The 12,180-nt window shown below is 38.5% G+C and carries 11 protein-coding genes; all 11 read right to left on the bottom strand.

Going from position 1 to position 12,180, the window contains the following annotated elements; translation table 11 throughout:
• Window positions 1-819, bottom strand: a complete 819-nt coding sequence (locus ACQRDX_RS00865) for a transporter substrate-binding domain-containing protein (RefSeq protein WP_354369467.1) — start codon at window positions 817-819, stop codon at window positions 1-3.
• A gap of 107 nt (window positions 820-926) precedes the next feature.
• On the bottom strand, window positions 927-2,270 hold the full coding sequence (locus ACQRDX_RS00860; RefSeq protein WP_354369451.1) for a DEAD/DEAH box helicase: 1,344 nt from the start codon (window positions 2,268-2,270) through the stop codon (window positions 927-929).
• 85 nt (window positions 2,271-2,355) lie between these two features.
• Window positions 2,356-3,354 carry a phospho-N-acetylmuramoyl-pentapeptide-transferase gene (gene mraY, locus ACQRDX_RS00855; protein WP_427893695.1) on the bottom strand — a complete coding sequence of 333 codons (999 nt, stop codon included), beginning with the start codon at window positions 3,352-3,354 and terminating at the stop codon, window positions 2,356-2,358.
• 1 nt (window position 3,355) lies between these two features.
• Window positions 3,356-5,596 carry a penicillin-binding protein PBP2X gene (gene pbp2X / locus ACQRDX_RS00850; protein ID WP_427893697.1) on the bottom strand — a complete coding sequence of 747 codons (2,241 nt, stop codon included), beginning with the start codon at window positions 5,594-5,596 and terminating at the stop codon, window positions 3,356-3,358.
• A 3-nt stretch (window positions 5,597-5,599) separates the two neighbouring features.
• Complete coding sequence (ftsL, locus tag ACQRDX_RS00845) at window positions 5,600-5,935, bottom strand: cell division protein FtsL (protein WP_427893699.1); 336 nt, start codon at window positions 5,933-5,935, stop codon at window positions 5,600-5,602.
• Window positions 5,932-6,882 carry a 16S rRNA (cytosine(1402)-N(4))-methyltransferase RsmH gene (rsmH, locus tag ACQRDX_RS00840; RefSeq protein WP_354369459.1) on the bottom strand — a complete coding sequence of 317 codons (951 nt, stop codon included), beginning with the start codon at window positions 6,880-6,882 and terminating at the stop codon, window positions 5,932-5,934. The genes ftsL and rsmH overlap by 4 nt, the downstream gene beginning before the upstream one ends.
• A gap of 81 nt (window positions 6,883-6,963) precedes the next feature.
• Complete coding sequence (locus ACQRDX_RS00835; RefSeq protein WP_427893701.1) at window positions 6,964-8,214, bottom strand: glutamate-5-semialdehyde dehydrogenase; 1,251 nt, start codon at window positions 8,212-8,214, stop codon at window positions 6,964-6,966.
• A 3-nt stretch (window positions 8,215-8,217) separates the two neighbouring features.
• Window positions 8,218-9,018, bottom strand: a complete 801-nt coding sequence (proB, locus tag ACQRDX_RS00830) for a glutamate 5-kinase (protein ID WP_427893703.1) — start codon at window positions 9,016-9,018, stop codon at window positions 8,218-8,220.
• A 121-nt stretch (window positions 9,019-9,139) separates the two neighbouring features.
• On the bottom strand, window positions 9,140-9,703 hold the full coding sequence (locus ACQRDX_RS00825; protein ID WP_427893705.1) for a PepSY domain-containing protein: 564 nt from the start codon (window positions 9,701-9,703) through the stop codon (window positions 9,140-9,142).
• A gap of 104 nt (window positions 9,704-9,807) precedes the next feature.
• On the bottom strand, window positions 9,808-11,793 hold the full coding sequence (gene tkt / locus ACQRDX_RS00820) for a transketolase (protein WP_427893707.1): 1,986 nt from the start codon (window positions 11,791-11,793) through the stop codon (window positions 9,808-9,810).
• Window positions 11,794-11,919: 126 nt separating this feature from the next.
• Complete coding sequence (locus ACQRDX_RS00815) at window positions 11,920-12,177, bottom strand: DUF896 family protein (protein ID WP_354369503.1); 258 nt, start codon at window positions 12,175-12,177, stop codon at window positions 11,920-11,922.
• Between the last annotated feature and the right edge of the window lie 3 nt (window positions 12,178-12,180).

Here is a 12,180-nt window from a genome sequence, read left to right as displayed (position 1 = left end):
TTATTTTAAGGTTGAGACAAAATCATCACCAAAATACTTGATGCTGAGTTTTTTGAGTGTTCCATCTTCTTTTAACGTTTTTAAACGTTGGTTAACAAAATTAGCAAGCTCTTTGCCTTCTTCATCTTTTGAAAATAAGAGGTATTCTAAACCATCCTTATCACCACCGACACTGTCTTTCAAAGCTGTGGTATCCAAATCAAGATCTTGATCATCAATGATGTAATCTAAAGAAATAGCATCATACAAGATAAAGTCACTCTTTCCTGTCTCTACTCCTTGTAAACGTGTTGAAATAGCTGTTGAACTAGCCACATAGTTGATTTCAATTGGTTTTTTATCGGCATGCTCTTTATTCCAATCTTCTAGCACCTGTGCATAATTAGAACCTGCCAAGGCTTCTGTCGATTTTCCAGACAAATCATCTAAACTATCATAACTTGTCCCATCTTTTGATGCAATGGCATAATTGGATTTAGAAATAGGATCTGAAAAAATGTATTTCTCAGCACGCTCAGCATTGTAATTAAAATCATTTGCAGCTAATTGGTAACGTCCTGCATCTAGGCCTGTTAAAATGGAAGAAAAGGCAACAGTCTCATATTTAACCGTATATTTTTTAGAATCTTTAAAAATCGCCTTCACCACATCAATATCATAGCCTTTAAACTGATCGTCTTTCTTATAAGTAAAAGGAGCTGTATCCGAATCTGTTGCAACCGTGATGGTCTTGGTACTTGCTCCTGCTGTTTCATAAGCTAAAACACCTAGTGTTAAAGCTGATAAAATAGTTAAACCTTTTAGAACTTTCTGATTCATCGTCATAAGATACTCTCCCAAATGATAATATCTTCCAGTTTATCATGTCCTAAAAGGTCTGTATAATACTTATTATCTATCGCCGTGATAAGATTTTTATATCACCTTTAGAAACTTTGTTTCTTAGCTTTACGTTCAGCACGTCCTTTAGCACGGGCTTCTGCACGCTTAGTCTTACGGCGTTTTTCATCCACAGCCCACTGAATTTTCTTTTTATAACCTGGCTTGATTTTTTTCTTTTTCTTTTTCACCAACCCAATCATCTCAGTGTCTAATTTTTCACGCGTCTTTTCACGGTTAACTCGTCGATCACGATCATAGGTCTCTTGAAACTCACCATCTTTTAAAACTTTAGGAACGAACTTAATTCCCATCTTCTCCAATTCACGAATATCGGAGTCATCACTTGGTTGATAAAGCGTAATCGCTACTCCCGCCAAACCATTTCGCCCTGTTCGCCCTACACGATGAACAAAGAAGGAAAGATCTTGTGGAATAGCATCATTAATCACATGACTGACACCTTCAATATCAATTCCACGTGCAGCAAGATCTGTTGCTACAATGTACTCAAATTCCAAGTTTTTAACTTGATTCATAATACGCTTGCGCTCACGTGGTGGCACACCGCCATGGATTTTCGCAACTTTGAGACCATTTGCAACTAAGAAACTATGTAAATCATCTGCTCGTTCTTTCGTATTAACAAAAATCATGGCAACATAGGGATTAAGAACTTTTGAAATAGATAAAATTTGAGCATTTTTATCACGTCCCTTAGTAGAAATCAGCCAGTTATCAATGGTATCTGCAATGACCGTTGACGTTTTGATTTTCTCCATCACTGGATGAGTTAAATATTTTTTCAAGAAAGGCTGTAATTTTTGTGGGATTGTCGCTGAAAAGACCAAGATTTGAACATCTTTTGGTAGGCTAGCAGCAATCTTATCAACGGTATCTAAAAATCCCATATCAAGTGTCATATCTGCTTCATCAACTACAAAAGTATGGGCCTTATGGATCTCTAAATCACCTGATTTCACCAAATCATAGACACGACCTGGAGTTCCAATCACAATGTGAGGTTGACTAGCCTTTAACTTTTCAATTTGACGTAGCTTGTCCGTTCCTCCAACGTAGTTGACCACACGAATATCTGTTTCTGATTTTTCTGCAATCTGACGAGCAGCTAAATAAATTTGCGTGGCTAATTCACGACTAGGCGCTGTTATGACAACCTGAACCTGATCTAAATCTTCATTTATCTTTTGAAAAATTGGAAGTAAAAAAGTATGCGTCTTTCCTGATCCTGTCTTTGATTCCCCTACCAAATCACGTCCTGAAAGGACAACTGGAATCAATTTCTCTTGTACCTCCGTGGGAGCCTTAAAATTTAGTTCCTCCAAAGCTTCTTTGATATAGTTTTTAAATTTAAATTTTGTAAATGTCATAATGTAACCTCTTTTTTCATTCTCTTCTATTATAACACTAAAGAGAAAGAAATAGCAAAAAACACCGATTTCTCGGTGCTTTTGATTATAGATACAATAAAGCTAGGGCTAAAAGACTAGAAACTAGACCAAGTGTCCACAAGAAAGCATCTACTTTCCACTCACTCCATCTCTGTGCTTTGCCACTTAGACCTCCCAACTCAAGATGGTGATGGAAAGGAGTCATCCTAAAGATACGACGCCCTTCTCCATATTTTCTTTTAGTGTATTTAAAATAGCTAACTTGCAACATCACTGAAGAAGTTTCAATCACATACACTAGACCAATTAGTAACAAGGTCCACTCCACACGAAGCGCAATAGAGATCGTTGCTAGCATCCCTCCAAGAGCCAGACTCCCCACATCTCCCATAAAGATTTTAGCAGGCTTATGATTATACACAAAGAAGCCTAATAACGCTCCAATCATAGTGATACAAACCAGTAAAATATCATACTTATGATCTACAAAAGCAATGATAGAATACGCTACTAAACTGATCACAACCGATATAGAGGCCAACCCATCAATACCATCTGTGAGGTTGACCGCATTAGAAAATCCAACAAGCCAAAATAAAACAAAAGGAAGGTAAAGCACACCTAAATTAATGACATGTCCAAAAACATTCAGCTCACCTCCACCTGCCGCATTAACATGCGAAAGGTAAAAGACTAGACCACCTATAAGCTGGAGAGCCAATTTTTGTTTTGGATTGAGCCCTTCGTTAATCTTTCTAAAGACCTTTAAAAAATCATCTAAAAATCCTACCACACCGTAAAGCAATAAGATAAATAAAATCGCTAAAACGCCACCTGTCAGCATCTTCATGCTAGCTGCAAACACAAAACTCACCACAATAGCGACTAACAAGAAAACAACACCACCCATTGTCGGTGTTCCTGCCTTAGCTTGATGTTGCTTAACATCTTCGTGCATTTGTTGGCCACCAATTTTAGCCTTTTGATAAAATTTGATAAAGAATGGCATCACCAGTAGCGTTAAAAGAAAGGCTACCGCTCCTGCCGTTAAACTTGATAACATCTTATTCTCCTAAAGTTATTGTTAAATTTTTAAGGTCTTTTATTTTTGTTCCTGTATCTTTACTTTGCTTGATAACACGACCTGAGCTGCCTTTAATTTTGATATCAATACCAGTCCACTTAGCAAAAGTCTCAACATTTTGCTTAGTCCAACCATACATATCAGGAAGCGTTGTCAAGGTATTACTTAAAATTAAGATTTGTTTATTTTCTGGAAGATTTGTTCCTACTTCCTCTGAAATTTTACTAATTTTTGTTCCAGTTCCTAAAACAATAGGTTGAACAAGATTTCGACGTAATTCATCCGCAACATCACCTGGATTTTCACCAATATAGTCTTTTAACTGATAGCTAGTTTGTTCTGCTTTTGGTGTTGCAACAGGTTCTTGTAAAGAATCCTTCATCAACATGGCCTCTTCTAAAACAGGATTGATCACATCTTGCCAGAACATTTCACTCCAAGTCTCAGGCTGTTGGACAGTTGCATACATAATAAAATCAGGCTCATCTGACGGAACCATGGCCACAACAGAAAAAATATTGTCATTTTCACCTTTTAAATAACCTGATCCATCCTCAGCAGCAATTTCTGCCGTTCCTGATTTAACAGCGACAGATTCATTCCCTACTTGAATAATGGGAACACCATCCGCTTGAAGCGTACCGTAAGTAGGATCCGTTCCAACGGTCACCATATACTGCAATGTTTCTGATACGGCTTCTGCCGAAACAGGATTACCGACAATCTCTTTTTGAGCTGCGCGTGTCGTATTAGTGTTGGGATCATAAATTTTACTAATAAACTTAGGTTCCAACATAACACCATCATTTGAAATAGCTGTAAATGCTCGTAACATTTGAACTTGTGTTGTCGCAATCGCCTGCCCAAAAGAACTCATCGCAATAGAGACATAATTATCAGACGGCAGTAAACCATAGGCTTCTCCACCCATTCCAAACCGTGTTTGGAAACCAAATTTAAATTTAGCAAGGTAGGTTAACCATTTATCATTTCCCATAGCTTGCTCTAGCTTCGTCATCCCAACGTTAGAAGAAAAGGCAAACCCTTGCGCATAGGTCATGTACTCTCCCGTTGAAATCCCTTTGTTAACAGACCAGTCTTTAATCGTAGCATCTGCAATCGTTAAGCTAGCATTGTTAAAGACTTCATTAGGATTAAAGACACCTTCATCTATAGCAGATGCTAGCAGCATCACTTTTAAGGTCGAACCTGGTTCGTAGTTAGTTTGATAAAGCTGACTTTGCCAAGTAAAATCTTCTCTGTCCAATCCTTCTTTAGTATCTGAATTGAAGCTTGGTCTCTGAGTCGTTGCTAAAATTTCACCTGTTTTAGCATTCACTAAGGTTGCACTGGTTTGCTTACCATTACTTTTTTCCTGAAAAACATCCATCTGGGTTTCCAAGTAAGTTTGAATTGGAGCAGAAATCGTGGTGTAAATATCTTTACCATCCACTACCTTTTGAACCGTTTTTGCCGTTCCAAGTAAAGTGTTACCATTCTTATCTTTTTGATAAGTCACTTGTCCATCTGTCCCAGACAAGATGCTGTCCATAGAAGCTTCTAAACCTGTTGAACCGACAAGGCTTTTTGAGCCATCTTCATTTTCTTGGAGTTGTGCTAAACCAATAAAATCAGAAGCAAACATTCCATTAGGATACATTCGTCCAGGACTGGTATCAAAGGCTACTCCCTTAATACCAGCTTTTTCCAAAGCATCAGACATCTCCTTCATGGTACTATAAGTAATGTTTGAACCTTTATTGCCAAAAGAAACTTGTGTCAGATTATTTTGGGAGAGTTGACTTCGTACATAATCTTCTTCTATATCTAAATATTGCTTAAAAATAGAAGCGACTGTATCATACTGGGAAGCTTGGACATATAACTTCTCTTTCAATGCTGAAACATAGGTTTTATCAATGATAGCATAAACACTATAGGTTGTAGAATCCTCAGCAATAGGATTACCACTACGATCATAAATAGTCCCTCGTTTAGCTTGAACCGTACGGGTAGTTTGATAAACGGCCTGGGCACCTTTTGACAAATCAACACCAAATTTGGTATCTGTTCCAATAATAATCGCAAAATTGACAATAAAAACAAACAGGATAATGACAGAGAGATAAATCAGATACTTCCCTACCTGTTCTCTATTTCGAGCCGGCTGTCGACGGTTTTTAACTGAAAAATCCAAAAAATATTTTTTTAATCTTCGCATCACCTATTCCACCTTTTGAATATTATCATTTTGAACACTCAAACCAGCTTGATTGGCAATTTGTGCAATGCGATCATAGCGACTTAATTCATTGATTTCTTGCTTGGCATTATTAACCTCAGTCTGTTGATCTGAAATTTGACTATTTAAAGAAGTAATTTCTTGTTGAAGTTGCAAATTTCGACTTTGTAAATAAATCACACTAATAGCTAAGGTAATCGCTGTCAAAACGATGGCACCATAAAAGCTCTTTTCAACTCTAGAAAAGGTTTTGACTCGGTGTTCAATGACTCTTAAGACAGCTTGATTTTGCCTTTCATTTTTATTTATTCTACTCATTTTATTACCCTTTTGGCTACTCTTAATTTGGCTGAATGGGCTCGGTTATTGAAATCCAACTCTTCTTGACTTGGTAAAATCGGCTTACGATTAACCAACTCAAAACGAGGTTTCAAATCATCTGGAATAAATGGCAGTCCCTTTGGTACTTCAACTGTGCTAGCTTCTTTAAAAAGTTGCTTGGTCAAACGATCCTCTAAGGAATGGAAGGTAATCACTGATATCCGACCATTGACAGCTAATAAATCCATGGCTTGTTGAATAGACTCATCCGCCGCCCCAAGCTCATCATTCACCTCAATTCGAATGGCTTGAAAAATTTGTTTTGCAGGATGTCCTTTTTTCTTCAACTCTTTTGCAGGTTTAGCTGATTTAATCAAATCAGCTAACTCTGTTGTTGTTTCAATTGGTTTAACCGCACGCGCCTGTTCAATCTTTCGAGCAATTTGTTTTGAAAACTTATCCTCACCATACTTAAAGAAAATGCGTACCAAATCATGATAGTCATAGCCATTAACAACATCATAAGCTGTTAATTTTGCCTCACGGTTCATTCTCATGTCTAAAGGAGCATCTTTTTTATAAGAGAATCCACGTTCACGCTCATCAAGCTGAGGACTAGAAACTCCTAGATCATAGAGAATACCATCGATTTCTGTCACCCCTTTTTCAGCCAAACGGGCCTTTAAATGTCTAAAGTTATCCTTGATAAAGGTCACCTGTCCTTTTTCAATAAAAGGCTTTAGACGAATGTTAGCATTGTCAATCGCTTTTTGGTCTTGATCAAAGGCATAAAGGTGTCCTTTTTCACTTAATTTTCCTAATAAATACTCACTGTGTCCTGCTCCTCCTAAAGTGGCATCAACATAAACCCCATCAGGCTTAATATCAAGCATATCTACGGTTTCATGCAACAGGACTGTGATATGATGAAATTCATTTGTCATAACCTCTATTTTACCATAATTTTTTAGAGATAGAAAAAGAAAAGAGGTTAGATCCTACTAACCCCTTAACGTGTCTTTGGCTTATTCTCTAATTTGCCCCTCACCATTGATATAAAATTTAGTACTGGTCAAAGCTTCCAATCCCATAGGCCCACGAGCATGCATTTTTTGTGTTGAAATCCCAATTTCTGCACCTAGTCCAAAGACAAAGCCGTCTGTAAAACGTGTAGAGGCATTCACATAAACAGCTGCGGCATCCACTTGATCTTGAAAAGCTTCTGCTTGCTTGAGATTTTGTGTGATAATGCTCTCTGAATGGTGACTAGTATAGGTATTGATCCAATCAATTGCTTCTTGACAACTTGAAACCACCTTAACCGACATAATATAGTCTAAAAATTCTGTAGCAAAATCCTCTTCACAAGCTGGTTTAGAGTGTTCAAAAATAGCTGCTGCCTTCTCATCAGCTCGAAACTCCACCTCATGCACCTTGGCAATTTCTTTCTCAAGTTTTGGTAAAAATGATGAGGCAACTGCTTCATGCACCACCAAACTCTCTGCAGCATTGCAGACACTTGGACGCTGCGTTTTAGCATTAATGACAATTTTTGTTGCCATCTCAAGATCTGCAGACTCATCAACATAAATATGAACATTACCAACCCCTGTTTCAATAACAGGAACCTTTGCGGTTTCTTTCACACGATTAATCAACCCCGCACCACCACGTGGAATTAAGACATCAATGTAATCTACAGCTTGCATCATCTCCTCAGCCACTGCATGACTCGTGTCTTCTACCAACTGAACAACATTAGGATCAATTCCTTCACTCTCCAGAGTTTGACGAATAATATTGACCAAAGCCTTGTTGGAATTGATCGCATCACGGCCACCACGCAAGATAATGCTGTTACTCGTTTTAAAAGCAAGGCTAAAGGCATCAACGGTCACATTAGGACGACTCTCAAAAATCATACCAACAACCCCTAAAGGCACACGCTTTTGAACAATTTTCAACCCATCAAGATTAGTATAGCCGCGTACCACCTCACCAATAGGATCTGTTAAGTCAGCAACCTGGCGCAGTCCTTCAGCCATAGCTTCAATACGATTGGCATCTAAACGTAAACGATCCACCATGATGGAGGTAATTCCATTTGCTGCCGCATTTTCAAGGTCAAGTAAGTTTTCAGTTAAAATATAACTGGTCTGTGCAACCAAATGATTGGCGACTTGTTTTAACAAGTGATTTTTTTGTGCTGTCCCTAATCTCCATAAGGTCTGACTAGATTTTTTAGCTTTTTCCCCTAATTCATTAATATAACTCATCCTCTACTCCTTTCTAAAGAGCGTCCCTAGGTTTTCACCATCTAACACGCGAAGAATATCTCTAGGATTTTCACCATTCATCAAGACCATTTGTCCATTATTTTCAAAGACAATCTGGGCACTCTGTATTTTACTTAACATCCCACCTGTCCCAAATTTACTTCCTGCACCACCAGCAGATTGAATAATCTCATCTGTAATCTCAGGTACAAAGTGCCGCAATTTAGCATCATCATAAACATTAGGATTTTTATCAAATAAACCATCGATATCAGACAGCATAATCAATAAATCTGCTCCCACAATGTTAGCCACAATAGCAGATAGACGGTCGTTATCTCCGAATTTAGTGGTATGATCCATCTCATCAACACTAACAGAGTCATTTTCATTCACAATAGGAACAATCCCCATGGATAAAAGAGTCTCAAAAGCATTAGTCACATTAGATAGGCTCTCTGGAAATTCAACCACATCGCGTGTCAACAAAATCTGTGAGACAGTTGTCTGATAGTGAGAAAAAATCTGAGCATAGAGATTCATCATAGCCACCTGTCCAACACTTGAAACAGCTTGTTGGCGTTCTACTTCTTGCGGTCGTTTATCAAGATTTAAAACATTTAAACCAAAGCCCATAGCTCCTGAGGAAACTAGGACCAAATCCTTTCCTTGATTAATCAGGCTTGAGATCACAAATCCTAGCTCATCAATTTTTTTTAAATTTATTTTTCCATTCGCTAAAACCAGTGAGCTGGTGCCAATTTTAATAACAATACGGTTTACATCTTCAAAATTTCGCTTCATAAAGCTCATTATACCATACTTTTTTGTATTTTTCTGCTGATACTTACACCTGTCTAGAATCAGGAATAAAAACAGATCAAGCTGACTTAAAATCAGATGATCTGTCTTGGTTTATAAAATATTATCCATTAACTGCTTCTGTGGACTTTTCTACAATCGCACCTGTCTCAGAATTAATCGAATAACTATAATCTTGATGATTATAAACAAAATCAATCTCAAAGGTTATAGGTGTTTGATCAACATCTTGCTCAACCACTAGATTCGTCACTTTGGATTCTGTTACCCCAGCATCATCAAAGGCAATTTTCTTTGCTTCATCCTGTGAAATTTTTGTAGAACTAGTCGTTGTCTCAGTAATCTCTGTTTCTTTTTCAATGATAGAACCACTTGTCGTATCAATCGTGTAGCTATAATCTGTTCCCTTTGCAGAAAATTCTACATCATATTGACTTTGACCATTCTCTTGATCTAAGGTAATCGTCAAATTAGTAACCTCAGACTCTGATACTTCTGCATCATTAAAAGCTATTTCTTTAGCTTTTGTTTCTGAAATCTCTTGAGTAGTTGTTGTTTGACTGGATTGAACGGAGGATGTGCTATCATTACTATCCCAATCACAAGCAACAAGTGTCATCATTGAAAGAGCTATTAGCCCAAATGAAGTAAGCTTCTTAATAGACATAACATCACCTCTTTTTTATCATTTTAAACAATTTTATAGTTTTGAACTCATAACTGTCAACAAAAAAGCCTTGGAGAACTCCAAGACTTTCTATTTGTCTGATTTTATAAGGACTTGTAAAGATTAACAGCATTTTCTGCAGTGAAACCATATTCTTTAAAGATACGATCTCCTGGTGCTGATGCTCCCCAAGTATCAATCGTAAGGGTTTTACCTGTCAGACCAACGTATTTGCCCCAACCAAAGCTTGATCCTGCTTCAATGGCTAAACGTTTAGTGATAGCAGATGGCAGAACTTCTTCCTTGTAAGCTGAATCTTGCTCATCGAAGATATTTTGTGATGGCATTGATACCACACGAACAAAAATACCTTCTTTTTCTAACTCAGCTTGTGCATCAAGGGCTAATTTCACTTCTGATCCTGTTGCAACAAGGATACCATCCATCTCTCCCTTAGCTTCTGAAAGGACATAAGCTCCTTTATTAAGGCCTGCTGCAGCTAGACTGGCTGTTCCTTCAAGGACTGGTAAGTTTTGACGTGTTAAAACAAGGGCCGTTGGACGTTTTGTTTCTGCAAGGGCACGTTTCCATGCTTCATTAACCTCATTACCATCAGCTGGTCGAATAACATTTAGGTTTGGCATAGAACGAACGCTGGCTAATTGTTCAACAGGCTCATGTGTCGGACCATCTTCACCAACCGCAATGGAATCATGTGTTAAGACATAGACAGTTGGTAACTCTTGAAGAGCTGCCATACGAACTGCTGGAAGAAGGTAGTTTGAAAAGACGAAGAAAGTTCCACCATAGACACGTGTTCCACCATGAAGTGCAATACCATTCATCGCGGCAGCCATCGCAAACTCACGGACACCAAACCAAATATTACGACCAGCATAGTTATCTGCTTGGAAATCAGAATCTGCCGCAACCATTGTATTGTTTGAAGCAGAAAGGTCCGCTGAACCACCCCAGAATGATGGCACTTGTGCAGAAATTTGCTGAATAGCTTGCTGACTAGAAACACGGCTTGCCACACTTGAGCCAAGCTCATGTGCCGCTAAATCAACAGAAATCGGAGCATCTGTAAAGGCTTCTTTGTACTCTTTTGCTAATTCTGGATAAGCTTCTTCATAGTGCTTAAAGAGAGTATTCCATGCATTTTCTTTTTCTTCACCACGGAATTTAATGCCAACTTCAAAGCGACGGGCCACTTCTTCTGGAACAGTGAACTCTGGATAATCATAACCATAAACTTGCTTAGCATGAGCAATACCTTCTTCACCGATTGGTGCGCCATGAACAGCAGACGTTCCTTGTTTTTCAGCCCCATAACCAATAATAGTCTTCACTTCGATGATAGAAGGTTTCTCTGTTTCTGCTTTAGCTTCTTCAATAGCTTTTGCAATAGCTTCTAAATCATTACCATCCTCAACTAAAATATGCTGCCAACCATATGCTTCAAAGCGTCCTTTAACACTCTCAGTAAAGGCTTTTGAGGTTGGACCATCAAGTGAGATGTCATTCGAATCATAAAGAAGAACTAATTTCCCAAGCTTCAAGTGACCAGCCAAGCTTGCTGCTTCTTGAGAAACACCCTCCATCAAATCACCATCACCATTTAAGGCATAAGTATAGTGGTCCACAATGTCAAAACCTGGCTTATTGAATTTCGCTGCCAAATGTGCTTCAGCCATAGCCATTCCAACAGCATTAGCAATCCCTTGACCAAGTGGCCCTGATGTTGCTTCGACACCATCGGTATGGTTCACTTCAGGGTGACCAGGCGTTTTTGATCCCCATTGACGGAAGTTTTTAAGGTCTTCCATAGTCACACCATACCCTGACAAGTGAAGGAGGCTATATAAAAGGGCACTACCATGTCCAGCTGAGAGGATAAAACGGTCACGGTTTGTCCATGAACGACTTGTTTTTGGGTTGACATTAAGGTACTTGTTAAAGAGTACATAAGCCATCGGGGCCGCTCCCATTGGAAGACCAGGGTGACCTGAGTTAGCTTTTTGAATCGCTTCGATTGAAAGCGTGCGGACAGTGTTTACCGCTAATTGATCAATAGTGTCAAATGTCATTGTAAAGACCTTTCTAGATTGTTATCACTTTATTATATCACAATTTTCTGAATTTTTGAGAGGAAATCCTAGGGAGATAATAAAAATCGAGTACCTGAGAGCTTTCCTCAAATACTCGATTGTTGATTATGAATTGGGATCGTCTAAACTACGCCCATGAAGACCTTTTTCACGTTGCACTTGACGAAGCTTTTCAGGGGTCACATCATTTCCCTCTTCATCAACAATCTTAATCCCTTCAACATGATGGCGAACAGCACGGCGATAACCTTCAATATACTCTTCACGAAGTTTAGCTTGCTCAACTTTTTCTTCTGCTGTTAGAGTACCTTCCTTTTTCTTACGTGCCAATTCATTGATGCGTTCGATTTTTTTAGGATCCATCTT

The sequence above is a fragment of the Streptococcus sp. SGI.013 genome, assembly GCF_050315295.1.
GTDB classification, from domain to species: Bacteria; Bacillota; Bacilli; order Lactobacillales; family Streptococcaceae; genus Streptococcus; species Streptococcus porcorum.
Note: the sequence above shows the minus strand (reverse complement) of the source record. Positions and strands in the feature narration are given on the sequence as shown.